The sequence below is a fragment of the uncultured Bradyrhizobium sp. genome (genome assembly GCF_947648125.1).
In the GTDB taxonomy this organism is placed as follows: domain Bacteria; phylum Pseudomonadota; class Alphaproteobacteria; order Rhizobiales; family Xanthobacteraceae; genus Bradyrhizobium.
The window spans coordinates 333,636-357,422 of record NZ_CANSMR010000001.1; the positions used below are offsets into that span (position 1 = coordinate 333,636).

The following is a 23,787-nucleotide window of genomic DNA, read 5'->3' on the forward strand; positions in this document are numbered from 1 at the left end:
TTGAATCGGTAGCTTGCAATGCCCAAAGTTCGTGCCGGAGAGGTCAGCCTTGGTTGGCGGGAGTGGGGCCAAGGCGACACCACGGTCGTCTTCATCCACGGCAATCTTGCCAGCAAGGACTGGATCGAACTCGCCGCCTCCCTGTTCCCGAGCGGCCTTCGGGTCATCGGAATCGACTGGCGCGGTTGTGGCGACAGCGATCGCCCGCCCGCGGCAGTTGGCTATGCCAACTACTCGATGCAGCAACATGCGCTCGATATGCTGGCGGCGCTCGATGCACTGCAGATCCCGTTCTGTCATCTCGCGACGCATTCCACAGGCGGCATCATCGCGGCGCGCATGCTGCTGATGCAGCCGGAGCGGTTTGGCCGGGTATTTGCGCTCGATCCCGTGACGCCACTTGGGCTTGCGTTCAGCGCGGAGCAGATTGGGCTATTCCGTGCAATGATGGCGAGCCGTGAGGTCACGCGCGCGATGATGGCGACGGCCGCATCTTCCTTGTTCCTTCCGGACAGCATTGGGCCGAATGCCGTGCCGGTGTTCCGCGAGGGGCTGGGCGCAATCCAGACCCTGTTCGAGCGCATCCTGGATCAGACGTTTGGCGTCTCCGAAGGAGTATGGATCGGCACTCCGGTCAATCTCACGCGGGAACGGGAGAGCCGCGAACTCGAGCGGCGGATGCCCGAAATCCGTCATCCCCATCTCGTTGTCTGGGGGGAGGGCGACGGCTGGATCGCGCCCGACGATTTGCGGACCATGGCGGCGGCGATGCCGAACTGCCGGCTGGTGATCGTGCCGGGCGTCGGCCACTCGATGAACCTGGAAAAGCCTCCGCTCTACGCCGGCTATTTTGGCGCGTGGTTTGGCGGCTTGAAAGACCACCGATTGTGACACATATGCGTGGCAACGTCTTGCGCTTGTGGGGCGAGACGCTCCACATCGTATTTTCGCAGAGCTTGATCCAGGTCAATGGTTCACGAGCCCATGGCTGCAAACCTGCCTCGTTGGGAACGTCGGATCGGAGAACAACCTATGATGATAAATGCGAAGAGAGTTGCATTGGCGACGTGCGTCTTCGGATGTGCCATGCTGTTGTCCTTCGACTGGTCGGAACAACGCGGCGTGTCAATATCTGTCGATAGCGTACAAGCCCGGGTAGGCCGTCCCCTAACGCCCGTGAGCGTTGCGGGTGTTGCCCGCCGTCAGACACGAAGGGCTGTTTACGGCACCGCGGCTGTTGGTGCAGCAGCGGCGGCCGGCGCTTACGGATATTATCACTATCCATCCAACGGTCAGGGCTTTGTATGTCAACCTGGCACGTATTTCCGCGGGGAGGATGGCCGCCAGCACCTCTGTCAGTAAGCCGATTATAGGGGCGAGGAGGGCGTAAACCGTTGCCGATTACTTTTTGGGAGAAGAGGAGCGTAACGCGGCACCCAGATCGTTGTCCAAATGCCGCAAGCAAAGGGAGTTCGTACCACCCCGGCAACACCGCTGCCAGCCGCATTGGACGACGATTAGATTGCTTCGGAGGACCAATGGCCGAAACCCCAAAGCTCTCGGTCGAGAGAGCGCTCGAAAAGTTACGCAATAGCGACAAACCCAAAATCGAAGGACGAGCGCCACGCGGAGAAAATAAGTGCGCTCGACGAAGAAATGAAGCGCATGAGAGCGCAGAGGCTCCGCCTGGATCGGCCCAAACGTAACCGCGACTAGGTGATTTGTCGTTGCCTAAATCGGACCGTGCGATCCAGGCGGCACTATATGCAGCGTCATGGCGAAAATCGCATAGATGAGCACGCCGTTACGCCGGTCAAAGACCGAGCTGGACTGATCTGAAGTCGCGCGGCATTTCCTGAACAGTGGGATTTGACAGGTCATTTCCTGCTAGCAAGGCCCGCTACCGATGAACCCCTTCGCTAGCTTGGATCAAGATGGCTCGACTAGCCCGGTATCGTCTGTGTCGATCGAACCCCGGTGGTCGTCCCCGGCGGGCAATTGATCGGGCGATGGTCACAGCGGCATGACGGATCTTCTGGCATCGCGATGGATCGGTGAATTCCTGTTCGGCTTTGGTGCGCTCTTCTCGATAATCAATCCTTATGGCTTGGCCTTCATCTTCCTCGACAGGACGATGGGACTATCGGAGGCGGAGCGCGCCAGGATTGCTCTGCGAGTCGCTGGCTACGCATTCTGCGTTCTGCTGACATCGCTGTTTCTCGGCACCCAGATACTAAATTTCTTCGGCATCACCATGCCGGCGCTGCGCATCGCGGGGGGCCTCGTGGTTGCTGCGACCGGGTGGTCGATGCTTCATGCGGCGCCCGCGGCAATCGGGACCCACGCGACGTCGACGGTCGGCTTTGCGACTGTCCAGAGGATGGCTTTCTTTCCGCTGACTATCCCGCTGACGACCGGACCGGGGACGATTGCGACGGCAATCGCCATCGGGACCGCCCGACCGTCAGACCTGGACGGCCGTTTTTCGTCGTACGTCGTCTCGTTCCTCATCGCATCCGTCGTGACGGCTACAATCTACCATGCGTATCGCAAGTCGAGTGCGATGGCGCGACTATTCGGCGAAGAAGGAACCAGCGTGGTGACACGGTTGTCTGCGTTCCTCCTGCTTTGCATCGGCGTGCAGATCATCGTCATTGGTGTCACGGAGGTCGCGCGATCGATCGCCTGCGTGGGGCTGACCATCTGATCTCCCGTCGATCAATCCCGGTTGAGAACGGCAGCCGCGCGGTTGACCTAAGTCAAGCGTCATGGCCGCTCCTCCGATCACGCTGACAGCCGTCGATGGCTTAACGTCAATCGAGGTAATACCTGCGTCGTCAGGATCTGTTGGATTGGCATGGCTCGGATCGTAGAAGCGGCCAAAGCCGGGCTGAGCGCCGCGATGCTGCTGATGTCAACCAGCTGTCTTGCGATGGACATCGTGCGTGTGCCCAATTGCACGGGAGATGTCCTAAAGCTGAGCGGCGACATCGGGCCCGGCGATTTCGTCCGCTTTCGCGGGTTTGTGGGCGCGGAGAGGCGCGTGCATGGTGTCGATCTCGACTCAGGCGGCGGCTCGCTTGATGAGGGCTTCCAGATTGCCATGCTTGCATATCGACGGCAGCTCACAACCTACGTTTCCGGAGAATGCGACTCAGCCTGCGCATTCATTTTTCTGACAAGCAGGAAACGTTATGTGTCGCCGAATGCCAGGATAGGCGTTCATTCCGTCTCCAATGTGCACGGCAACGAAGATAGCGAGACCATACGCGACACGATCAAGCTGGCGCGGTTGATGGCCAAGCACGGGATTTCTCCCTCGACGATCGGCAAGATGGTGACGACCCCACCGGGAAAGATGTCTTACTTGAACAAAGACGATCTCGCAGCGCTCAAGGTCATCGTGCGCAATCCCTTCGATCGGATCATCCGTACCTCAACGGCGCAAGCGATCAAAGGCACCTCGACGTGTGACAAGGGAGCTTCGGACACCGTGTCGAAAGAGGGAAGTCCAGCGTTGGCTGGCAGCGGCGGAAAGAAAAGCTAGGCGTGCGATACGCAGGCAACTGGAAACACTCATAAAAGGCCTTGTTGGAAGGTAGGCAGTCGACGCCGGTATCGCGCGCGCAGGCTGATGCTTTTGAGATCGAGGCTCTGGCGAAACGGCGCTTGGCCGACCGCTTCAGCATCGCGGATGAGCGGCGAGCGCCCTGATCACCTCGATCTCTGACGGCACGAAGTCCTTCCGGGTCGGGTTCTTGGCGAACTCGCCGCTGTGTGCGGCGTGGCCGGCACTGGCATGGCGAGCCACGCGATTCCATTCACAGAGAACTGCAGATCATGATGGAGCCGGCTGCCCCAGCCGGGCTGGCTGGGGGCCGCGGGCGGCCGAGCCGGAGGTCATTGGACGATGATCTGGCCCGATTCATGAGCTTTAGCTGCGTCCGAGGTCGGAGCAATTGGTCTTCCTCAGCACCTTGCACGGCAAGCCCTTCACAGCCGCAGAATTTGGTAATTGGTTCGCTGATCGATGCCGCGTGGCAGGCGCGCCCGGCCGCGCACACGAGCTCCGAAAGGCGTCAGCAATCCGACACGCGCTGAACTGTGTTACCGCGCCTGAGCTGATGGCGCGGCATGGTTGGAAAACCATAAGGCGAAGCGCAACGATACATCGAGGAGGCAACTCGCATCCGGCTCGCGGAGAGTGCTGGCGCGAAGATCATTTCAGGTACAGGCGTTGGCTCACCTTCTGACCCGGTGAGCCAAAATCAACCGCTACCCATTGAGAAGACTGGAGCAGGAAAATGAGCTGGCGATCCCGGCAGGATTCGAGCCTGCAACCCGCGAGAAGAAATCCCTTACTCGCGTTTGGAATCGGGCTTCGCCAACCACCGATTAGCCACCGAAACACCGTGAACAAACGGCGATAAAGGTGGTCAACTGGGATCGGTCTTCGGTGCTTTTGTTGGCTTTTTCGGTTGCTGCTTACGTTCGGGACGCAGGGCTGCGGGTCGGCAACGGGAGCTGAAACGGCCCCTTGAGGTTGATAGGAACCTCTAGCTCTTCATCGTTGGGATAAGCGACTGAAATCGCAGCAAATGCGAACGCCCTCCGAGCGCACCATAAACCCACGAGAGCGGCCGATTGCTGGCCGTGGTCGGCGGTGGTTCCATAGCATTGCGTACGGGCTCGCTCGCTAGAGGCTCGCGTTGTGATCAAAAGTGCGCAAAGCATCAATGCTCACGCCGCCGTCAAACCTCGTCTGAGGCGCTGCGTCGTGTTGCGGCTTGGCCGACCGGTCGACGCGTCGGGAATTGGAGTTGCACGACTTGATTTGAACCGGCTGGCTGGAGTCGATCGGAAGCACCGTCTTGTGCGAGATTCGCTTCAAGGCCAGGTTTGAACGAATGCTCAGAACGCCCGGTATGCGCGAAATCTTGCTGACGATGAGGTCTTCAGGCGCGTCGATGTCGGGCACCATCACGCGGAGAAGGTAATCGCTATCTCCCGTCATCAGGTAGCATTCCATCACCTGGCTCAAGCGATCGATCGAGCGGGTGAAGTTATCGAGCGACAACTGAACCTGCTTTTCGAGCTTGACCTGGATGAAGGCGGTTACGCCGATACCGAGCATCGCAGGATCCAGCACGGCGATCCGCCGGTCGATCACGCCGAGCTTTTCGAGCGTGCGAACGCGGGCAAGACAGGGCGACGGCGAGAGGTTGACGCGGGAAGCAAGCTCGACGTTGGTCAAGCCGGCATTCCGCTGCAGTTCGTTCAAGATGCATTCCCTGTGACTGCGGCAGGTTGGCCCGCGAGCGCGAATGAGCCAAAGGTTTCGAGCCAAGGAACGATATCTGCCGGCTGGTAGCAAATGATCCAAGCCCGTGTCGGTTGGCCCGGAGATCGAGCTGGAAGCGATTGACGACTGCTCGACGCGCGAGGGGCCGAACAGATGCAGCACGTATCTGGTGCGGTTTCTGGAGCGGCGATCCCGCTGGGCGCAAGAGAGACGAGCTAGAGGACTGATTTCATTGGTGGGCCCGGCAGGACCCGAACCTGCAACCAGACCGTTATGAGCGGCAGAATAACGATTAGCTTCGTTGATTTTACTGTCTTTTCGGTTGGATTTCGGTCGTGTTCGTTGTGGCCTGTCGAGTTCGTTTTTGGTGCAGAACTGGTGCTGTTCGTCCAATTGAAACTTGGACTTAGGGCGTTGCGTTCTGTTAGTGATAACGTGAAGGCAAGTTGATCCCGGCGACCGATGGTATCCCCGCCATCATAAATGTACGAAGTGGCGCGCAGCACGCCTTGAGTAACGGTGCTCCGCGATCCTATTCCGCTCTCGGCGCCTTTCCCCCGCGCGAACTGCGACGACAGATCTCCATCGTCCAAGGAGAACAGGTTGACCGCCCAGGGTTCAACCGCCTCGAAAGCCGGCCGACTGTAGGCTTTCGAGTCCGGAATGAGGTGACGGCGGTGACGAGGCGCCGCCATGGAGATCGGCTTTCGCAAGCCAAACCGGAAAGCAGTCTTCCTCGTCGACCAGGTCTGAGCGCACTTGAGAGGGACGGGATTCCGTCAGGTCGATTTCGAGTTGTCCGCCGGCCATGTCCACCGCCTGATCGGGCCGAATGGAGCGGGGAAGAGCACCCTCTTCAAGATGCTGACCGGCCAGCTTCGCCATAGCGCGCGCAGCATCCGTCTCCGCGGCATCGACATCACCGATCGCAGCACGAACGCCACCGTGAATCTGGGTGTCGGCATCAAGATGCAGACGCCCCAGCTTTTCGAAACGGAACCGCGCGCGACAATATCTCGCTTGGAGCCAATCGCCGCTTCGCACCGCGTCGCGGACCGGACATCGCGAGCATCTGCTCGGGGTCGAAGCATGTGCCTGGGAGCCGCGGGAGGATCGCGTGGCCAACCCCTCGGGGGATCATCGCGCGCCGCAATGAATTTGGCAGGCGACGGAACGATCAGCGGATGCTTGTGTTGATTTGCGAATCCCCATGACTCCGCTCTTCAAGCCCAGGGCGCGAGTGCGCAGGGTTTGTGGCGACGCTGATTCAATCGCGAGAGGTGACGGGCGAAAGAGGAAGCGATTTCTTTGTTTGGCAGAGGCTAGCGCTGAAACGGCACGTGGCTGAATTCCAGGTCGTGGTGGAGCTTGGGAAGACAGATGCAGTGTCCGAAGCAAACGTGACACTTGCTTCTTCTGATGGCGCTCGCCATGGGAGTGTGCCTGGCGATGGGCGGGTCTGCTGCGGCTCAGGAAGATCGACCCGGCAATGATGTGCGACTGCAAAAAGGTGACTCGCCTGTTCTCCCCGAGCCTGGTGATCTGACGGTCGGCGGGCGTCCGGTGAGCAGACTGCAGGCCTTGTGGTCAGGCCATGAAACAACACAGCGTGGCGGTAATCCTTCCTTGTCGCAATGAAGAGGCGGCCGTCGGCGCCACGGTAACAGCATTCCGTGCGGCTTTGCCTGACGCTGTCATTTATGTCTACGATAACAATTCGACTGATAGCACTGTGAGTGTAGCCTGCGCTGCGGGGGCGATAGTTCGAACAGAACCGACGCCAGGAAAGGGCAACGTCGTCCGCCGGATGTTTGCAGACGTTGATGCCGACGTCTATGTGATGGCCGACGGCGACGCGACCTATGACGCGGCGGCTGCTCCGACGATGATACGGAAGTTGATCGAATGCCAGCTGGACATGGTGGTAGGGGCACGAAGTTCGATCGCCAAGACCGCGTATCGGCCAGGCCATCGCCTCGGCAATGCGATCCTCACTGGAATTTTATCGCGTATCTTCGGTCGCTCGTTCAGCGATGTCCTGTCGGGTTATCGCGTATTCTCGCGCCGGTTCGCAAAGAGCTTCCCAGCTCTCTCGGAAGGTTTTGAGGTAGAGACGGAGATGAGCATCCATGCTCTGGAGTTGCACATGCCGGTGGCCGAGGTCGTGACCGCTTACAAAGTACGGCCGGAAGGTTCGACGTCCAAGCTCTCCACATTCCGCGACGGTTGGCGCATCTTGTTAACAATCCTGACGCTGTTTCGAACCGAAGAGCCGATGTTCTTTTTCGGTACAGCCGGCGCGGTGCTCGGGTTCGTTTCGATCGTGATCGCGGTGCCTGTTGCCGTCACGTATGCTGAGACCGGCTTGGTGCCGCGTTTGCCCACCGCGGTTCTTTCGACAGGACTGATGATACTCGCCTTCCTTAGCTTCTTCACTGGAATGATTCTCGACACCGTCGTGCGTGGCCGCCGCGAGTTGCGGCGGCTTGCTTATTTGGCCCTGCGCCCTCCGGGGCGAGAGACGTCATCCGATCTGTCCCGATCGGCGTCCCGTCAGGACTCGTCCCACGCAGGCGATGCGCCCGGATCTTCCGCGCATACGAGACTCGCGAGTGGCGCAACTAGTCCCTCCGCCGGCATGCGGCCAGTTCGACGGCGCAAAGGGACAGCATGAGGCTCACCATCGGCACTGCGGGAACCAAATATCGCCAGACATCGAGGGTGTGGGCGCCGGCGGCGGTCATGATCGAAGCCGCCCACATCACAACCACGATCCCTGCGCGCGCCGAGAACTCGGGGCGCCGACGCCACACGGCGGTCACCGCCCAAAATATGACGGCGATAACGAAGGCGGTGGACAACGCCTTGAACAGATAGGCGGAGATGCCAGGGAGGTCGGACAATAGGCCAATCCGAACTGGTCCGCCTTGCCGATCGATGGGCTGAGCCGCCCGGCCGTGCCGCGTTATGATGTCGGACACGAGCGGCACGTCGTCGGTCGACACCGGTATGGCGGGCTCGAGTCCGTAGGGCGGCCATGCAACCGACGCTCCATAGGCCATCTGATGGACGAATTTGCCCGCGTAGGCCAGCGGCCGATCGCGCACGGCGGCCAGGAAAATGCTGCGATAGGCTGAGGCCGCGCCGACAGCATTCCCGGTATCGTCGGCGACGTCTCGATCCAGTGCAGCGTCGAAGAGGCACGCGTCGCCGAAGAACCCGAGTACGGGCCAGCGACCCGGCTCCGCGGCGAAGTCGGCGGCAAGCCGTGCCATCGTGGCGTCGGCGCGGTCGCCGGCCGCCGACACTATCTCGCGTCGCGCTGCATCACTTGTAAGTACGATGTTCAGGTGATTGCAGAACAGTGTCTTGGGGAGGAACACAGTGGACGACTGGTCGGAGTTGGAAGCCCCGAACCGGGAACCGGCGGCGAGGAGGGCCAGCGCCGCCGCGACGGACAGGGCGATCACGGCAAGGCGGGCGGGCGTGTCTGGCCGGGCGACGCAGGCACCCACCAGGACGACGGCGATTGGGACCAGCATTCCCTGCGACCTGAGGCACGCCGCGACTGCTGCACACAGGACGGCGGCTGCGACCGCGCAGCACCGCGCCGTTCTGCCGGCGCAGGTGGCAACGAGCAATCCAGCCGTTGCCAGATTGACGAACACCGCAAAGAGAAGGTCTGCGGTGAGGACGTGCCTGAACAGCAGCAGGCCCGGATACAAAGCCACAAGGATGATCGGCACGAGCCCAGCGGCATTGCGCGTCGCCGTCTGGGCAGTTGCTGCAAGTGCCAACATCAGGAGGGCCCACGCCGCCTGCTGCAGCCGCACCACCGTACTGAGGTCACCTCCGAACGCGAACGTCACGGCCAGGAGCGCCGGGTAACCCGGATCGCGCCCACCCGCCACGGTCGGCTTTCCGGTCTCGAGCGTAAGAAGCGCAGATTCCACGAAGGGCGGCGTGTCGCCCCAGATAACCGGGACCGTCGGCCTGAACGACACGACGATCGCCACCAGCAGCGCGGTCCACGCCAGCACGGCCCATGGCCACGGCCACCCGACGCCGCCCAGAGAGGCGGCTCCGCCCATTGTACGCGCTGGAGCATCGCGGTCGGACCGCAAGATCGCTGTCCACTCGGGAGTTCGAACGCTGCCCCAGCTTCATGCTAGACCAAAACGCTCTACGGGACCATCGGAGGATCGACGCTGGTGCATGGGCCAGATGATGGCGCCGATCGCATGCGGAGAGAAGCCGCTAGGAAGCGGTCGCCTATGGGCGGCGATCACCAATGGTGGGTCAATCGTCTAGCGCGATTGGTCCGGATTTTCTTGCCACGTCGTCGAGTGCTCAGAAATCCACTTGGTCGCGTCGTGCTCCGTAACAAAACCCTTGATAACTTCCGTTTCGCCATCGGGCCATAGAATATCGATCCTCCAGCCGGTGCCGGGATTCTTGCAAGCCATGAAAGCTGGTCGCTGCTCGATGGTCGGGGGACTATGCGCCCACGGTGGCCAGCTACAAGCCAGTGATCCTGCCACACTTCGCTTTCTGGCCCCGCAATCCTATTGGCGTTGAAATCCCGATCAACGCCGATCCTTACCGTGATCGGGAGGCTCCGGTAGTCATCCCTCGATAATGAGACGACCCAGGAACGCATTGCAGGCCTGCTCGGCTTCAGCGAACGTGCTGAAGGGCGATCCGGACACTTGAGCCGCGGGCATATTCAGAAAGTCTGGGCGATATGACGCAACAAAACCGGGCTCTCCATGTAGGCCAGGTCCACTTCGGCTCTCGCTGCTGATGACGAATGAATAGTCGTCGCTGCTTGCGATCCAAATTTCCAGATCCTCAGCAGTATCCACGCGGCGAAAGTGCAGGGCCATTTCACCCTCCACCAGGCAGAGGTCCAAGCTTGGTCCTCCGCGGTCATCCAGATGGACGCTTTAACCTGCTTTTGTGCGATTGGCGGCTTCAGCCTCCCGCGCCAGCCGTTCCGCCTTTAGGCGCTCTCGATTGTCGTGGAGTGCCTTTTGCGCTTTCGCGTATTCGGTCATAGTTTCCTTCGTCCTGACCGCTTTAAATATCTTATGGGCTTCGCGTTCTGCAGCTGGCGGCGCCCGGCGGTTTCGGTCGTTAATCATCGGATGACCTCCCTTTTGGGCTCCATGAGTCAACGCATAGATATGGCTTTCGATCCTGTCGGTTAGCGGGCAACTCGAGGCCTCTGATTCCGACCAGACCGGCCGGCGCATGCCAGCCGGTCGGCAACGAGCGAGTAAACCGAACACCACGCAGCCGACTTTTACGGGGCGGGCTGGGGCGCCCACTGTGAGCAGGAGGCTCCTAATGAATATGTTCGTCTCGACCGCGGCGGTCGCTGTTGCAATGAACTCGGCCGCCGATGAGCCGCTTGCGATCGATCACAAAGGCATCTTGGCCTATGTCGAGCAAATCGTCGACCTGTTGCGCACGCGATACATCTGCGACGGATGGAAAATGGATGAGGACGGTGCGGCGCGGACTCTCGACTACTTCCGAAGACACGTCCATGGACCCGCCTTCAAGGATCAAGACGAGGACACGGCTGCACACACTATCAAGGCGGCCTCATAATCTCCATCACTGGCGGCAAGGACCTGATGTTATTCGAGGTTGACGAAGCTGCTACCCGCATTCGCGACGAGGCCGACCAGGACGCCAACATCATCATTGGCGTATCGTTTGATGAAAGCCTGGAGGGCATCGTCCGCGTCTCGGTAGTGGCGGCCGGCATCGATAATCTTGACCCGGCACCCCACGCGCAACCAGCGGAAGCTCACTTACAGAGCTCGCCGGCAGGCTGCGCAACGACAGCCGTCAGGTCGCCGGATCGAGCGCAGTACACCGCTGACCGACGCGCACCGCATCGGCGCGTCGGTCCAGTTCGCGCAATAGAGGAGCGTTTCCGGTATCGACCTTGGCTGATCTGCGTCCATGAACGCCGGGCGCTCGGCTACTTCCGGTTATGGCCCATCGCGTCGGTTGGCGCAGTGCAGCGGCATGTCCGAAGTTGGGGGCAGATCGGACGTGGTTAGCCAAACGGCAATAATGCCGAGATTGACCCCAAAGCGGACATAAGTGGCGTGCATCTCTTGCTCGGTACGAGCTGGGAGTCCCCCGACCGGTTCCCAGGCGCGGAGGACCTTTGGGGAGGGCATACTGGGCCTTCTGAAAGACACTTTCAGGTTCGAAATGCACCTTATGGTTTGACAAACCTTGGTAACTCATTGATATCGCAGTAAATGCGGCCGCCCTCCGAGCGCACCAAAGACGTAAGTTACTGATACGAAAAGTATTTTCGCGACTACTCTACTCCCATTTTGTTACTCGCGGTGTAATGTTACTTTTCTGTTCCGCGCAAATTTTTCCCCCGCCCGTCTTCGGTTTGCTCCCTCTTCAATCGACAGTTGATTGGTTGACGAAATTCGTTCAGGTGGCGAGATGTCAATTTTGGCACTTCGCATAAGGGCGGTCACCCTCCAGCTCCCGTTTTCCATCTGCTGCAAGCGCAGCGAGACACTTGCATCGCCACCCTCTTCTTCAAGCTTGTCACCGGTGTCTCCAATGCACGCAGCGTTTGCTCCTGTCGTCCCAGCGCTCTATTTGAACGGCGGCCGCGCAAAGCAAAAGCACGATTTCCCTTCGAGAGGGCAGGAGCGTAGCGCAGCGTAAAAATCGGTGGGGTTCGTACTCGCTGCGGCATCGACGGCAGCCCTCTGGCGCGAGGCCATCCGGCCGACGATCGATTGGTGCCCTTGTCAGGCGCAATTGAAAATCTTGGCCAACCGGCGTTGATGCTCGGATTCGTGATCGAAGGCGCGGCGCACAGCTGCGAAGGATTTGGCGAGCGGAAAGATGTCGCGTGTGACCAGGAGGTCGGTGTCCTCGGCTCCCACCGGATGCCAAAAAACGCCTTCCGCAGTGATCGTCACTTCGGGCACCAGGTCCGCCCTCGCCAACGCGATGCCCTCTGTCGCGGATCCTCGCAGCGCAATTCGCCTGATTACCCGGTTCTCCTCGTGAATGTGATGAGCATCCAGAAAGCAGCGGAATTCCTCCGCCCCCGCGTCCGTTGCTACGGTCGCCGCCAGTCGCACGCGGAAACCTTCGGCGCGGGCCAGCTCTATTCCTTTCCAGGCACGTAGCCATGTCCCCTTTCCACGATGACTGTCGTGGCTCTCCGGTGTCGGACTGTCGAGGCTGATCTGCAAGGTCACGCGCTCGCGCGGCAGTGAGCGCAGCGTCTCGAGCCGGCTTCCGGCAAACAACATGCCGTTGGTGAGGACCGTGGTCGGCGCCACCGCAGCGCATGCTGCAAGGATCTTGCCGATCTCCGGCAGCATGAATGGTTCACCCCCAGTGACAAAAATTTCACTCACGCCGAGTTCGGCCGCCTCGATCGTGATCTGTCGCACGCGCTCGACGCCAAGTGCCCGTCGCGGAGCTTTGGGCGACGACCGCACGCAACAATAGTCGCAGCTAAGGTTGCAGTCGAAGTTGGTATAGAGCCAGAGGCGGGAGCCGATGGGCCGAACATCTCCGATATTCTCAGGAACCTCGCCGTACCGGAGCACCCAACGGGTGCGCCCGTCTTCGACTGAAGTATCGATTAAGCTGTTGCGGGTGAAGCGACACCAAGCCTCGAGCTCGGGGCCGACGCTTGGATTACCACTGATCACGGCCACGAGGTCGCCCTTACGGCTGCGGCGCAGCGCAGCTATCAAATCCGGCAAGAGACCCGAGGCAAATGTCTTGCTGCCAGCGTCGAGCTCAAGGTTCGCGTTCGTTCTCATTGGGCGTAGTACAATCTTTGTGTCTTAGGCGGGCCGGGACCGTTAGAGCTGTCGAAGACCTTGATTGAACCAAACTGAACCGCCGCCCGTGGTCAGCGCCGAAGCGCTTTTTTGGTGAAGCCGCTAAGCCGAAGGCCGCGTCAAAAATCCCTGTTGTGCGGAGGCTTCCCGCAACTCGGCATACGCTTCGAGCTGTGGCGCTACCCATTGGCGTAGCCCTTCCGCCTCAAGCACAGCACGATGTGTCGGATTGTCGAAGCTCATCGCGAACAGGGCTTTAGCGAACTGCTGCTCCAACGCCGGGTCCAGATCGGACCGCGCCGTAAACATGCAGTGATTAAAGGGCGGCGAGGTCCAGATTTCAGTGAGTGCGCCCTCCGGCACTAGGTGCTCGCTGCGCACTGCGCTCCAGAATGGGCTGCCGATGGCACCGGCATCGGCACGGCCATCGAGCACCGCGCGAATAACGTCGGATTCGCTCGTGCCTGTGTCGCCGTGCTTGCCGAGGTCGGTGTTGAATCGCAGCGACTTGTAGTCGTTGCCCTCGACCAGTCCCTCGTGCTCTAGAAAATAGGCCGGGAGAATGGCCGCGTGTCCGCTGTCGCGGCTGCCGAGAGCCAGGGTGCGATTCCTGAGATCGGCAAGCTTGGCGACCAGTCCGCCGGTGACCGCGACGATCTTGGTCATCCAGCCGACATCCGTATCACGCATCGCGATCGGCCGGCAGCGATGGTCGCTCCAGGCATCAGCCTGGATATAGGCGAGGTTGGTATTCCATCCGATGTCGATGCGCGGCAGCGGGTCACCGGGTAGGGCCAGGAGGGCTGCGACCTGCGTCTCGTAGCTCTGAAACAAAACGACCTCGACGGCGAGATGCGCTTCGTCGTGAAAGTACCGTCGCAAGCCCTCCCAGATACCGACCACCTTTGGATCGTATGCGACGGCACCTACCCAGATCGTCCGGCTCATGATTGTGTCTCGCTCTTGGGCCTCGAAATTCAACGCGCTGAATCGCGGGCAGCGCTCAAAACAGGGGTATTCCCAAAATGGCCTTGCCGATGAATTCGCGCAGAACATCGCCCGTTGGCGCCATGACAGCTCCGGCATGAGCATCGCGGAATAATCGCTCGATCGCCATATGCTTGGAGAACGCAGCGCCTCCGCATACCCGCATCGCCGCCGACGTCACCGCGATTGCAATATCTCCCGCCGCTGCCTTGCTCTCGAGCACGCGCAGCATGGTGGTATCTCGCGGGCGCTCAAGGTGATCGACGAGATCGTCGATGCGTGCTGCAAGCCCGTCGGTGTCGATCTGCATCGTTGCAAGCTGCGCGCGAAGCGTCGGCAGGCTTTCTCCGAGGGACTGGCCCAAATGCTCGAAACGGGCGGCGTTGAGATGGGTTGCCGTTCCCGCCACGGCGGCCCGGCACAGACCCAGCGCCACCGCCGATGTTCCGAGGTTGAACAACGGAAGCACGACATCCAGCATGGCCTTGAAGCCGGCACCGTCATCAGTCAGTTGGAGACCCGGTTCGACCTCGCAATCCTCAAGGATCATCGGCGCCGACGCGTTGGCGCGCATCCCGAGCCCATCCCATGGGCCGGCAACCGAAAGTCCGGGTGTGCCGCCCGCGATAAGGTAAATGGTCGATTCCGTCGGGCTCTTTCCTTCGGGAGCCAATGCCGAGACGACATAACTCTGCGCGTGACCGGCGCTCGTCACCCATGATTTCTTGGCCGTGAGGTGCACGTTGCCGGCGTTGCGCTTCGCTCGGGAGACCGGCGCCCAGAAGTGGCTGCGTGATCCGGCTTCGCTGAAGGCGAGGGTGGTGAGGTGTCGGCCAGCCGCAATGTCTTTCAGCGTTTGCCCGACCGCGGCGGCGGGACGGGCCGCAGCGATCGTCGCCGTGGCGCACGTGTGCATCAAATAGACCATCGCGGCGGACGCGTCCGCTTCCGCGAGCGTCGCTATCACGGCGGCGACGGTCCGCGGTCCGAGCGCCGCGCCGCCCGCTTCAGCAGGCAGCGTGATCCCCAACAATCCGGCCGGACCGAGCGCCGCGATCGCCTCGGAGGAAAATCGCGCATCCTTGTCGTTTTGCCTCGCCGCCGGAGCAAGGATCTGTTCGGCGATCTCTTTGGCCTTCGAAACAGCGGTCTCGTGGTTCATGACGACCCTCGCGCTAAAGCGCTGCGGCGGTTGGAATATCCTCTGCCACAGTGTCCCTATCCACCTCTCAATATCCGTAATACGCTATTGAAGACCATACTGTTACATCTGGGAAGCGCCTTAGTGGAAGCCCGTCGGCCCATGGCGTCGTTGAAATATTTTGTCTCTTCCGAGCGTAACGCGCGGGAACGATCGCCGTATCTCCTACACGGAGTATATCCGCGCGCGACGAGACTGCGAACAGCAATCAGCCATGGCATAACAAGGGCAGTCTGGTGATGGCTGGAAATGACGGCGGGACCCCGCCGATCCTCGGGCAAAAGCATTATGCGCAACCGTCTGCATTCACGCCGGAAAATCTGCTGCGCGAAGCACGCAGGCAAAAGCGGATCGCAGACTCCGGCATCCCAAAGATCTGCGTCCTCGATCCGGACGGAGACATTGTGCGGAGCCTGCTGGCCCGTGGGGAAGCCCGGCTTGACCCGGGATGGGCCTGCTATCACACGCAGCTCTACGCTTTCAACCGTAGCGGAATTGAGTTCGGAATTGTCGGCTGTGCCGTCGGCGCCTCATACGCGGTGCTGATCGCAGAGGAGATGTTCGCATCGGGCTGCAGGCTCTTGATCAGCGTCACATCCTCCGGGCAACTCATGCCGATACGTCCGCCGCCCTATTTCATCATGATCGAAAGCGCGCTGCGCGACGAAGGCACCAGCTATCACTACATGGCAGCGTCCGACTATGCGCATGCTGATGCTGGATTGATCTCGGCGCTAGACGGCGCATTCCGCGAACTTCCCGTACCGGTGTTGTCAGGCGCGACATGGACGACCGATGCGCCGTTCCGCGAAACCCAGCCAGCGATCGATGCCATGGTGAGGATGAATCTGATGGCGGTCGAAATGGAAGCCGCCGCGCTCTACGCGTTCGCGCAAGTTCGTCAAAAGCCCGTCCTGTGTTTTGCCCACGTGACAAACCAGATGGGGCGCGCCGACGGCGATTTTGAGAAGGGCGAAGCGGACGGTAGCCGTGACGCGCTGCAATTGATCGCGATCGCCGCCGATCGCCTGCGGTCCCGGCTTAAGCCGTGAGCGGCGCGGCGATCGGGATCATCTGCAAGGCGCCGCAGCCCGGCCGCTCAAAGACGCGGCTTGCGACGGCCATTGGCGCGGTTGCTGCTTCCGAGCTATCCGCCTGCTTTCTGCGCGATGTCGCAGCAAGCATCGACGCGGTCCCGGATGTGCTCGGCCGGCGCGGCTACGGTGTCTACGCTCCAGCGGGAACCGAACACATCATGCGGCAGCTGCTTCCCCCACGGTTCGGACTGTTGCTACAGGCCGGCGATGATCTTGGCCACGTGCTGCTTGGCGCGACGCGCGCTCTGCTAGATGCCGGACATGGCTGTGTCCTTCTCGTCAATGGCGACAGCCCGACCCTGCCACCTCGTTTGCTGGTTCAGGCCATTGAAGCCTTGCGCGGTCCGGGCGACCGGATGGTGCTCGGGCCGGCAAGCGACGGCGGCTATTACCTCATCGGCCTGAAACACCCGCATCGGCATCTGTTCACGCAGATCGCGTGGGGAACCGAAACCGTGGCTCGCACCACATGCGAGCGCGCTGCGGAAATTGGGCTTCCCGCCACGCTGCTTCCGGAATGGTACGATGTCGATGATGTCCAAACCTTGCGTTGGCTGCAGGAGGAACTGGCCGGCCATTCGACCCGCTTTCGTGCTGGCGGATCCGCTCCGGCGAGCCGGGCCTTTCTCAAGGCCGCGCCGGAGATAAACCCGTGACGTCGATGTCAGAGAATATTTCGGGTCAATTCGGTCGACTCGGGCGCGCCGCCAACAACGTGCATCCGCTGCATCTATTGGCTGGTATCGGCGCCGTCCTGGTCGGTTTGACCCTGGTCACTCCCTTTGCCTTCGAAGCTTATGGTGACAATGCCTTCATTGCTCTGACCATCGCCGCGGGTCTGTTGGCGATCGTGGCGACACGCCTCTCCGAGCGCGCGCCGCCCGATCGTGCGCTGTGGCTCATCTTTGGACTTGGGATTGCGCTCAGGATCTATGTGCTGCTGTTCGGTCCGTTTTTGTCCAGCGACATCTATCGCTATATCTGGGACGGCGGGGTTCAGGCTGCCGGCATCAACCCTTACCGGTATTTTCCGGCCGATGAGGCGCTGGCGTTTCTGCGCGATGGCGCGATCTTTCCCCACATCAACCGCGCCGATACGGCGGTCACGATCTATCCTCCGGTGGCGCAACTTTTCTTTCTCATTGTCACGCGTATCGGTGAAAGCGTGACTGTGATGCGTCTCGCGCTGCTCGGGTGCGAGGCCGTCACGGTAACGCTGATCGTGCTCCTGCTGCGGCGAATGAACCGCCCGGTGACACGCGTGGTCGCCTATCTCTGGCATCCACTGCCCTTGTGGGAGATCGCCAACAGCGGTCATATTGACGCGCTCATGGTTGCGCTGATGATGCTGGGCCTGTTCACTGCGCTGACCGGGCACGCGCTCCGCGGAGCCGTCTTGATCGCGCTTTCGGTGCTGGTCAAACCATTTGCGGCGGCGGTATTCGCCGGGATCTGGCGCCCGTGGGATCTCAAGATGCCGCTGGTCGTGATCGCTACCGTCTCGCTTTGTTATCTTCCTTATTTGTCGGTCGGTTGGGGAGTCCTCGGATTCCTGACCAAGGGCTATTTGACGGAAGAGGGCGTCAGTGCCGGCAACGATCTCTGGCTGTTGTCGCTCTGGCGGCTCGTGTTCGGAGAGCATCAAGGAGATGTTGCCGCCTACGTCGTGATGGCCGCGCTAGTCCTGCTGTTGAGGGGGGTCTCCGTGGCCCGCAACTCTGACCGCACCGTCGCGTCTGCGCTTGGCGACATCAACATGCTGTTACTCCTCACCCTCTTGTTGGTGTCGCCCAATTATCCCTGGTATTTTCTAGTCATCGCGCCGTTTGTTGCGCTGTGTGGGACCTCGGCAAATTGGGTCGTTTCAATCGGCGGGCTCTTGCTGTCCGAGCAACTCGACTGGGATTTCTACCTTCCAAGAATGGTGACAAAATCAATTCTGTTCGGAGGTCTTTTGCTGGCCTGGGCCTTGGTGGCGTGGAAGACTCGCATGCAGCGGACCGCAGAGACAGGGTTATCATCATGAGCCTTTCCGGCGAAGCGCCAGGCACTCACGCGCCAATCGATCCGCGCCGGTATCACGAGTCGGTCACGGGCGAGCGCACCGAGGTCGCCTCGCGCCCGCCGGTCTGCCTTTATCTGGAGGTAACCAACCGCTGCAATCTGTTGTGCACCACATGTCCTCGCACCTATGAGGAGCTCGAGCCGCCGGCAGACATGGACTGGGACCTATTCACGTCGATTGTCGACCAGGTTCCCGATCTCGCGCGGGCGGTTCTGCATGGCGTCGGCGAGCCGATGCTGGTCGCGAACCTGCCGCGGATGGTGAAATACCTGAAGGATCGGAGCGTCTATGCCCTGTTCAACACCAATGGAACGGTGCTCAGTGAGCGCAACGGCCGTGCCCTGATCGACGCCGGGCTCGATGAGCTGCGTGTGTCGCTCGATGCGTCAAACCGCGCGAGTTTCAAGTCGATCCGGGGCAGGGATTATTTCGGCCGCATCCTCCGCAATGTGCGTGCGTTTCGCGAGTTGCAGGAGCGGGAAGGGCACGCCAAGCCGCAGGTTTCTGTCTGGCTCACCGGCCTTCGAGAGACTGTCGAGGAGCTCCCCGCATTTCTGAAGGTTGCAGCTGAGATCGGCGTCAAGGAAGTCTATCTGCAGCGGCTGGTGTTTTTCGCTGAGAAGGCGATCGGCAAGGCGCAACCGGATCAGGCCCTGTTCGAACGCCTGACCGAGGGCGAAGCGGCCTATCTGAAACAGGCCGAGGATCTGGCGCGTTCCCTCGGCGTGACCTTCAGCGCGTCGGGGGCTGCGACCGAGCCGGGGTTGAGCCTGAAGGGAACTAGCGACGGCTCGCCGTGGTCGCTTTGCCGGCGGCCGTGGTCGTTGATGTATTTCACGGCCAATGGCCGCGCCTTGCCATGCTGTATCGCGCCGTTCTCGCAGCATGGCTATGACAATTACACGCTTGGCCATGTGGGGAAGCAGTCCTTGCAGGACATCTGGAACGGGCCCGCCTATCGGGATTTTCGTGCGGCGCTTCTCTCAGACAAGCCGCCTGAATGCTGCGCCAATTGCGGCCTGCGCTGGAGCCTGTGAACAAGGTTACCGACGAGATGGGTGAGAAGCGGCCTGCGTCGCGCCACCCGCCCGTCGTTTCCGCGATCATTCCCTGCCTCGACGAGGAGGCCGCAATCGGCCAGGTCGTCGCCGCGGTGCTGGCACAGAATGTGAGCGAGGTTGTTGCTGTCGACGGGGGCTCGCGGGACCGTACGGTCGAGCGGGCAGAGTCAGCTGGAGCTCGCGTGATCGTCGAGCCGCGACGCGGCTACGGTCGCGCCATACAGGCGGGTATCGCCGCTGTGCGCGCTGACGCCGACATTCTCGTCTTTCTCGATGGTGACGGCAGCGATTCCGCGGAATTCATCCCTGATCTGGTGTCGCCGATTGTCGCTCGGCAGGCTGTCTTCGTTCTCGGCTCGCGCGTTCGCGGTCCACGCGAGCCGGGTAGCCTGGCGCCACAGCAGCTCATTGCAGCTCGCGTCGGCCGGCTGCTCCTGCGTCTCGTCTACGGCGCAAGCTTCACCGACCTGTCACCTTTTCGCGCCATCCGGCGGGACGAACTCAGACGCCTCGGCATGAGGGAAGAGACGTATGGTTGGAACCTGGAAATGCTGATGCGAATAGCAGCCGCGCGTTTGCCGGCACTGGAGATCGCCGTCGGTCAGCGACGGCGGATTGGCGGTGTATCGAAGGTCTCCGGCAATCTCTTCGCCGGCCTCAAGGCGGCCTGGTCCATTTCGGCGACGTTCGTTCGCCTCGCGCTTGAGCTGCGTCACCGGGAAACTCGCAGGCAATGATTTCATCAGGATTCCGGCGAGGGCATCAACGCACGCCGGCGCGATCCCCACACGCAACGATATCCCGGGGAGATTTCCGTTGCCCTGCTTCCGGTGGCGAGAACACCGCCAGATATCCGCCATCGCCGGCGAGCTGAGATGTGGCGATCTCGCGATAGCCGACGGCGCTCAGTTCGCAACGCAGAAGCTCAATCGGCGTGCCGTGCTCCGACGTCGGACGCTCGAGGTCGACAATGCCGATCCGCGCGCCCGGTTTCAAGGCGGGCGCGAGATTATAGAGGAAGGCATAGGGCTGGCTTACCTCGTGATACATGTGCACGAGGATTGCGGCGTCCAACGAGGACGCGGGCAGGCGCGGGTCGTGTGGCTCGCCCAGCGCGTATTTGACGTTTGCGAGCTTCAGAGTTTCCGCACGCCGGGCGAGCTCGACGAGGTAATCCCGCGTGACGTCCTCGGCGACGACGGAGCCGGTGGGGCCGAGAAGGCGCGAGAGCCGGACCGTGTGGTAGCCACTGCCCGCACCGATATCGCCGACCGTCATGCCAGGCTTCAGTTCAAGACGGCGGGCAATCTCACCTGCCTCATTCAAGGCATCACGGTGCTCCTCGGCGGAACGGCCTGGGCTGACGATCTGTGCAACCGGTCGCCGAGGTGAGGGAAACTCCTTTGCCGGGACACCAAGCGGAGCAAGATAACCAATATCGGCGGCATAAGCGCAAGTAGCGCCCAGCGCCGCGAAAAGCGCCGCCAAACGCGCCAGTGCCATTATCTGCCTGCCAGGCATCCTTAGCCGCTTTAGCCCGCGATATTGAAGAACCATCCAACGAGGCCCTTCCCATCGCGCACGGGAGGGACGTTGCGGCGTAGCCAGGCGTCAAGGCCGAGACTGCGGCCGGCGCCGTCAATCACGAACAGGAATATCACGATGGCCAGGCACATATACGTCCACGGCCATTCGGACGGATTGTCATAGAGGCCGAGCCAGAGTTGCAGCGTATAGGCGACGGCCAGTACTCCCACGAAGCGCACGGCCAGCCCGAGGAGCATGGAGCCAGCGAAGACCAACTCGGCGAGGAAGACAATCGGTCCAAGCACGCTCATATGAGGCAACACGACATCCTTCATGAAGGTGCGGTGAAACTCGAACGCCGCGTTGGTCGATTCCTGCTCGGTCCAGTACTGCAAGCCGTCGGACACCGGCAGCGGCAGTTTCCACAACATCCCCTGGAACCACAGGCAGCCGATCAGGACCCGGACCAGCCAGATTCCGAGATGTCGGCCAGAACGTTGCTCCGAATCCTCCCGCCAATTCTGGAAAGCAATCGCAATGCCGGCGAGCAGTAACGCCCAGAACAGCGCCAGGATCGGATAGCGCCAGTTTCCCTGATGCAGATAATCGTTCGTCGTCGCGGTCAGGAAATGCCAGACGTCGGTGAAGGGATTGGCGGGCATATGCGTTTGCTCCAAGAACCGAGCCATTACTCTACGTATCGGTTGATTGAATCGTTACTCCGCGTATCGGTTAACTGACAAGGCGCACCGCCGCGGCGCGCCTTGCCCTTCATCACCAACCGCTTCCGACGGTCATTGCGCGTTGATCCATTTGTCCGAGCCGGTCAGCTTAACCGACACATCCGAAAGAGAAATCGAAAAGGGCTGTCCGTCGACCGTGCCGCGGTGATCCGTCGAGATCAGGAGCGGACCGGCCTTCTTGTAGTCCGCATAGGTCGCCATCACGAGCTTGGGCGGATTGTTAGCGCCGCGGTGGTAGACGATCTCCTTTATTCGCTTGTCGTCGCCGATGTAGAGGTCCCAGGCGTCGCCGGGCTGGTAGCCGCCCTCGGACGGGTATTTCGCCACGATTCGCTGAGCGGAACCCCCGCCGAGGGGGAGTTTCTGCGCGCCCTCATCGGTCACCGTCGCGCCGTCCCATACGACGTGGAACGGCAGCAGCAACCAATACTGATCGTTGGCGAATGCCGGATCGACGTCCTTCTTGATTGCATCGCTTTGGCTAGAGATCTGCGAGCGCTGATAGCTCGCCTTGACCGGCTTGCCTTCTTTGTCTTTCCCTTCATAGGAGATCATGTCGGTCTTCGGGCTCCATTCCCATGTGTTGGAAATTTTGAGATTGGGAGCCTCCAAAGTCCAAGTATAGCGGATGGCCTCGATTTGCCCGAACGAATCGAGGCCGTAGGTCTTGGCGATCTGTTCGGCAATTGGCGGGCTTTGCTGCGCCCGGGAAGCTTGAGGGAGGACCAACAGCAAGCCGAAGAAGAGGAACATCAGATTGAGGCGGCCCAATTCGCCGCGCGCCTGAGTACGAGTCCTACTCATGTCGAACTCCTTGGGTTTGGGGGCAAAATGCGACGATCGGGCTGAGGCCCGGTCGTCGTGGCACTTAGGCTCGCTTGAGATAATAGCGAATATACGTCAGGCGATGGACCCCCTTTCACGTTGCGCATACTGCTTCGAAGACAGCCGGAGCGTATCCGGTGGGCTTTAGCGGCCTGCTACAGGTGGACGGTTATGCGGCCTACAACCGGCACACCAAAGAAGGCGGCGCCGATGATCGCCTGTTTTGCCCATATGAGGAGGCGCTTCTTCGAACTGCATGTGAACGAAAGCTCGCGGCTGGCGACGCAGACGATCACGACAATGGCGGCGCTCTGGAAGGTCGAAGAGGACATCCGCGGCAAGGATCCTGCAGCACGGGTGAAAGCCCGCCAGGAAAGTCCGCCGCCATTGTGGCGAGGCTCTTCGATCTGTGGGAAACGGAACTGCCGCGCCTAGCCTATCAAAACGGCGAGCGTATCGAAGCTCCCAATGCGGCGGCTGCCGAACACCTAAGGCAGATGTGCGGCTTTACGCGCAGCTGCAATCCAATCCGTGACATCGTCCGAGTTCAAGATCGCAGCTTCCCAAGCACTCTTGGCGGCCGCCAACCGCGCGCCGAACTCGCCGAACGCGAGCTGACCGCCTTTGCCGCATGCATGATCGATCTCGAGTTGGATCTTGAGAAATTCCTCGGCCGCCTTGCGCACCTTGCCGAGGCCATGCAATCGCTCCGAGATCGACCGGTCGCGTTGGGTCGTCTTCGGCGCTGCCTTTTTTGGGGCCGGCTTGCGCTTCTTCGCGGACTTGGCGGCCTTCTTCGTCTTCTTGACCACCGACCTCTCCTCATGTTCGGCCGGCCAGGCTACAGGTCACTTTTCAGCGGGCAGCCTCCGGGTGATGCGGTTCGCCCGCGCATGCCGGCCTCAGGCCGCCAAGGGGGCCGCACTTGCCATTCACATCGACGGAGGGTTGCGTCCGCCGAGAGTGCAGGGGCACGCTTGAAAATAGGTGGAAATCCGACGCAGCAAGCGCAACACAATGAAATCGGAAATTTTCAACTAACCCACTGATATCATTGCCGCGCCATGGGCCGCTGAAGATGCGCACTATTGTTTCGCCGTCGCGCTATGATGCTCGAGCCCAT

General features: G+C 61.0%; 26 protein-coding genes and 1 pseudogene. 14 read left to right on the plus strand and 13 right to left on the minus strand.

The genetic code is table 11. The features are described from left to right. Positions 1-18: 18 nt before the first annotated feature. The 4 genes from Q0030_RS01620 (at position 19) to Q0030_RS01635 (ending at position 3,547) form a co-directional block, all read left to right on the plus strand. Positions 19-891: an alpha/beta hydrolase gene (locus tag Q0030_RS01620; protein ID WP_298362480.1), complete on the plus strand. Its 873-nt coding sequence runs from the start codon at positions 19-21 to the stop codon at positions 889-891. A gap of 195 nt (positions 892-1,086) precedes the next feature. After that, positions 1,087-1,362, plus strand: a complete 276-nt coding sequence (locus Q0030_RS01625) for a hypothetical protein (RefSeq protein ID WP_298362484.1) — start codon at positions 1,087-1,089, stop codon at positions 1,360-1,362. Between the two features lie 661 nt (positions 1,363-2,023). Further along, a complete protein-coding gene (locus tag Q0030_RS01630; protein WP_298362487.1) occupies positions 2,024-2,707 on the plus strand; it encodes a MarC family protein in 684 nt (227 codons plus the stop codon). Between the two features lie 150 nt (positions 2,708-2,857). Further along, on the plus strand, positions 2,858-3,547 hold the full coding sequence (locus Q0030_RS01635; protein WP_298362490.1) for an ATP-dependent Clp protease proteolytic subunit: 690 nt from the start codon (positions 2,858-2,860) through the stop codon (positions 3,545-3,547). Between the two features lie 135 nt (positions 3,548-3,682). Here Q0030_RS01635 and Q0030_RS01640 read toward each other — a convergent pair whose 3' ends face one another. Together Q0030_RS01640 and Q0030_RS01645 are read right to left on the minus strand one after the other, a co-directional pair. After that, positions 3,683-3,811: a hypothetical protein gene (locus Q0030_RS01640; protein ID WP_298362493.1), complete on the minus strand. Its 129-nt coding sequence runs from the start codon at positions 3,809-3,811 to the stop codon at positions 3,683-3,685. Positions 3,812-4,696: 885 nt separating this feature from the next. Next, a complete protein-coding gene (locus Q0030_RS01645) occupies positions 4,697-5,281 on the minus strand; it encodes an Lrp/AsnC family transcriptional regulator (protein ID WP_298362496.1) in 585 nt (194 codons plus the stop codon). Positions 5,282-6,061: 780 nt separating this feature from the next. On the opposite strand from Q0030_RS01645, the pseudogene Q0030_RS01650 reads away from it, so the two are divergent. Both Q0030_RS01650 and Q0030_RS01655 read left to right on the plus strand, forming a co-directional pair. Next, positions 6,062-6,292 (plus strand): annotated as a pseudogene (locus Q0030_RS01650) (ATP-binding cassette domain-containing protein); the annotation flags it as partial. Between the two features lie 604 nt (positions 6,293-6,896). Next, entirely contained in the window at positions 6,897-7,976 is a 1,080-nt protein-coding gene (locus Q0030_RS01655; RefSeq protein ID WP_363323415.1) for a glycosyltransferase family 2 protein, read from the plus strand. Here Q0030_RS01655 and Q0030_RS01660 read toward each other — a convergent pair. The 3 genes from Q0030_RS01660 to Q0030_RS01670 form a co-directional block, all read right to left on the minus strand. Then, positions 7,924-9,342, minus strand: a complete 1,419-nt coding sequence (locus Q0030_RS01660) for a hypothetical protein (RefSeq protein ID WP_298362499.1) — start codon at positions 9,340-9,342, stop codon at positions 7,924-7,926. The two genes, Q0030_RS01655 and Q0030_RS01660, sit on opposite strands and share 53 nt — an antisense overlap. A 585-nt stretch (positions 9,343-9,927) precedes the next feature. Next, positions 9,928-10,188, minus strand: coding sequence for a hypothetical protein (locus Q0030_RS01665; protein WP_298362501.1), 261 nt, complete (start codon positions 10,186-10,188; stop codon positions 9,928-9,930). A gap of 60 nt (positions 10,189-10,248) precedes the next feature. After that, the gene (locus Q0030_RS01670; RefSeq protein WP_298362504.1) at positions 10,249-10,446 is read right to left on the minus strand and encodes a hypothetical protein; all 198 of its coding nucleotides are present in this window, start codon (positions 10,444-10,446) and stop codon (positions 10,249-10,251) included. A 211-nt stretch (positions 10,447-10,657) separates the two neighbouring features. On the opposite strand from Q0030_RS01670, the gene Q0030_RS01675 reads away from it, so the two are divergent. After that, positions 10,658-10,918, plus strand: coding sequence for a hypothetical protein (locus tag Q0030_RS01675; protein ID WP_298362507.1), 261 nt, complete (start codon positions 10,658-10,660; stop codon positions 10,916-10,918). A gap of 26 nt (positions 10,919-10,944) precedes the next feature. After that, on the plus strand, positions 10,945-11,379 hold the full coding sequence (locus Q0030_RS01680; RefSeq protein ID WP_298362509.1) for a hypothetical protein: 435 nt from the start codon (positions 10,945-10,947) through the stop codon (positions 11,377-11,379). A 723-nt stretch (positions 11,380-12,102) separates the two neighbouring features. Here the strand turns inward: Q0030_RS01680 and Q0030_RS01685 are convergent. From Q0030_RS01685 to Q0030_RS01695, 3 genes are all read right to left on the minus strand, one after another. Continuing rightward, positions 12,103-13,137 (minus strand): radical SAM protein, encoded by a 1,035-nt coding sequence (locus tag Q0030_RS01685; RefSeq protein WP_298362512.1) that lies wholly within the window; start codon positions 13,135-13,137, stop codon positions 12,103-12,105. A gap of 123 nt (positions 13,138-13,260) precedes the next feature. Then, on the minus strand, positions 13,261-14,106 hold the full coding sequence (locus Q0030_RS01690) for a PhnD/SsuA/transferrin family substrate-binding protein (RefSeq protein WP_298362515.1): 846 nt from the start codon (positions 14,104-14,106) through the stop codon (positions 13,261-13,263). Positions 14,107-14,161: 55 nt separating this feature from the next. Then, positions 14,162-15,307 carry an acyl-CoA dehydrogenase family protein gene (locus Q0030_RS01695; RefSeq protein ID WP_298362519.1) on the minus strand — a complete coding sequence of 382 codons (1,146 nt, stop codon included), beginning with the start codon at positions 15,305-15,307 and terminating at the stop codon, positions 14,162-14,164. A 278-nt stretch (positions 15,308-15,585) separates the two neighbouring features. On the opposite strand from Q0030_RS01695, the gene Q0030_RS01700 reads away from it, so the two are divergent. From Q0030_RS01700 to Q0030_RS01720, 5 genes are read left to right on the plus strand one after another with little or no spacing between them, the layout of a single operon-like run. Beyond that, positions 15,586-16,398: a nucleoside phosphorylase gene (locus Q0030_RS01700; RefSeq protein ID WP_298362522.1), complete on the plus strand. Its 813-nt coding sequence runs from the start codon at positions 15,586-15,588 to the stop codon at positions 16,396-16,398. Beyond that, the gene (locus Q0030_RS01705) at positions 16,395-17,099 is read left to right on the plus strand and encodes a TIGR04282 family arsenosugar biosynthesis glycosyltransferase (protein ID WP_298362525.1); all 705 of its coding nucleotides are present in this window, start codon (positions 16,395-16,397) and stop codon (positions 17,097-17,099) included. Before Q0030_RS01700 ends, Q0030_RS01705 begins: the two co-directional genes overlap by 4 nt. A 5-nt stretch (positions 17,100-17,104) precedes the next feature. Beyond that, positions 17,105-18,469: a glycosyltransferase 87 family protein gene (locus Q0030_RS01710; protein WP_298363219.1), complete on the plus strand. Its 1,365-nt coding sequence runs from the start codon at positions 17,105-17,107 to the stop codon at positions 18,467-18,469. Next, positions 18,466-19,545 carry a radical SAM protein gene (locus Q0030_RS01715; protein ID WP_298362528.1) on the plus strand — a complete coding sequence of 360 codons (1,080 nt, stop codon included), beginning with the start codon at positions 18,466-18,468 and terminating at the stop codon, positions 19,543-19,545. The genes Q0030_RS01710 and Q0030_RS01715 overlap by 4 nt, the downstream gene beginning before the upstream one ends. After that, the gene (locus Q0030_RS01720; RefSeq protein ID WP_298362530.1) at positions 19,509-20,306 is read left to right on the plus strand and encodes a glycosyltransferase family 2 protein; all 798 of its coding nucleotides are present in this window, start codon (positions 19,509-19,511) and stop codon (positions 20,304-20,306) included. Before Q0030_RS01715 ends, Q0030_RS01720 begins: the two co-directional genes overlap by 37 nt. A 25-nt stretch (positions 20,307-20,331) precedes the next feature. On the opposite strand, the gene Q0030_RS01725 is transcribed toward Q0030_RS01720, so the two are convergent. From Q0030_RS01725 to Q0030_RS01740, 4 genes are all read right to left on the minus strand, one after another. Beyond that, positions 20,332-21,072: a methyltransferase domain-containing protein gene (locus Q0030_RS01725; protein ID WP_298362533.1), complete on the minus strand. Its 741-nt coding sequence runs from the start codon at positions 21,070-21,072 to the stop codon at positions 20,332-20,334. Positions 21,073-21,101: 29 nt separating this feature from the next. Beyond that, entirely contained in the window at positions 21,102-21,758 is a 657-nt protein-coding gene (locus tag Q0030_RS01730; protein ID WP_298362536.1) for a DoxX family protein, read from the minus strand. Positions 21,759-21,890: 132 nt separating this feature from the next. Further along, positions 21,891-22,643, minus strand: a complete 753-nt coding sequence (locus Q0030_RS01735; RefSeq protein WP_298362538.1) for a hypothetical protein — start codon at positions 22,641-22,643, stop codon at positions 21,891-21,893. A gap of 176 nt (positions 22,644-22,819) precedes the next feature. Then, the gene (locus Q0030_RS01740; RefSeq protein WP_298362540.1) at positions 22,820-22,996 is read right to left on the minus strand and encodes a hypothetical protein; all 177 of its coding nucleotides are present in this window, start codon (positions 22,994-22,996) and stop codon (positions 22,820-22,822) included. Between Q0030_RS01740 and Q0030_RS40555 the strand changes: the two genes are divergently transcribed. Further along, positions 22,923-23,099, plus strand: a complete 177-nt coding sequence (locus Q0030_RS40555; RefSeq protein ID WP_363323428.1) for a hypothetical protein — start codon at positions 22,923-22,925, stop codon at positions 23,097-23,099. The two genes, Q0030_RS01740 and Q0030_RS40555, sit on opposite strands and share 74 nt — an antisense overlap. Before the next feature lie 53 nt (positions 23,100-23,152). Here Q0030_RS40555 and Q0030_RS01745 read toward each other — a convergent pair whose 3' ends face one another. Further along, positions 23,153-23,476 (minus strand): hypothetical protein, encoded by a 324-nt coding sequence (locus tag Q0030_RS01745; protein ID WP_298362543.1) that lies wholly within the window; start codon positions 23,474-23,476, stop codon positions 23,153-23,155. Between the last annotated feature and the right edge of the window lie 311 nt (positions 23,477-23,787).

Coding starts and splice junctions, on each gene's coding strand:
- Q0030_RS01740 (WP_298362540.1), bottom strand. CDS start 22,996: ATGTCCTCTTCGACCTTCCAGAGCGCCGCCATTGTCGTGATCGTCTGC.
- Q0030_RS01670 (WP_298362504.1), bottom strand. CDS start 10,446: ATGATTAACGACCGAAACCGCCGGGCGCCGCCAGCTGCAGAACGCGAA.
- Q0030_RS01680 (WP_298362509.1), top strand. CDS start 10,945: ATGTTATTCGAGGTTGACGAAGCTGCTACCCGCATTCGCGACGAGGCC.
- Q0030_RS01625 (WP_298362484.1), top strand. CDS start 1,087: ATGCTGTTGTCCTTCGACTGGTCGGAACAACGCGGCGTGTCAATATCT.
- Q0030_RS01690 (WP_298362515.1), bottom strand. CDS start 14,106: ATGAGCCGGACGATCTGGGTAGGTGCCGTCGCATACGATCCAAAGGTG.
- Q0030_RS01665 (WP_298362501.1), bottom strand. CDS start 10,188: ATGGCCCTGCACTTTCGCCGCGTGGATACTGCTGAGGATCTGGAAATT.
- Q0030_RS01675 (WP_298362507.1), top strand. CDS start 10,658: ATGTTCGTCTCGACCGCGGCGGTCGCTGTTGCAATGAACTCGGCCGCC.
- Q0030_RS01710 (WP_298363219.1), top strand. CDS start 17,105: ATGTCAGAGAATATTTCGGGTCAATTCGGTCGACTCGGGCGCGCCGCC.
- Q0030_RS01720 (WP_298362530.1), top strand. CDS start 19,509: ATGCTGCGCCAATTGCGGCCTGCGCTGGAGCCTGTGAACAAGGTTACC.
- Q0030_RS01735 (WP_298362538.1), bottom strand. CDS start 22,643: ATGAGTAGGACTCGTACTCAGGCGCGCGGCGAATTGGGCCGCCTCAAT.
- Q0030_RS01620 (WP_298362480.1), top strand. CDS start 19: ATGCCCAAAGTTCGTGCCGGAGAGGTCAGCCTTGGTTGGCGGGAGTGG.
- Q0030_RS01715 (WP_298362528.1), top strand. CDS start 18,466: ATGAGCCTTTCCGGCGAAGCGCCAGGCACTCACGCGCCAATCGATCCG.
- Q0030_RS01700 (WP_298362522.1), top strand. CDS start 15,586: ATGGCTGGAAATGACGGCGGGACCCCGCCGATCCTCGGGCAAAAGCAT.
- Q0030_RS01635 (WP_298362490.1), top strand. CDS start 2,858: ATGGCTCGGATCGTAGAAGCGGCCAAAGCCGGGCTGAGCGCCGCGATG.
- Q0030_RS01630 (WP_298362487.1), top strand. CDS start 2,024: ATGACGGATCTTCTGGCATCGCGATGGATCGGTGAATTCCTGTTCGGC.
- Q0030_RS01655 (WP_363323415.1), top strand. CDS start 6,897: ATGAAACAACACAGCGTGGCGGTAATCCTTCCTTGTCGCAATGAAGAG.
- Q0030_RS01730 (WP_298362536.1), bottom strand. CDS start 21,758: ATGCCCGCCAATCCCTTCACCGACGTCTGGCATTTCCTGACCGCGACG.
- Q0030_RS01695 (WP_298362519.1), bottom strand. CDS start 15,307: ATGAACCACGAGACCGCTGTTTCGAAGGCCAAAGAGATCGCCGAACAG.
- Q0030_RS01685 (WP_298362512.1), bottom strand. CDS start 13,137: ATGAGAACGAACGCGAACCTTGAGCTCGACGCTGGCAGCAAGACATTT.
- Q0030_RS01725 (WP_298362533.1), bottom strand. CDS start 21,072: ATGGCACTGGCGCGTTTGGCGGCGCTTTTCGCGGCGCTGGGCGCTACT.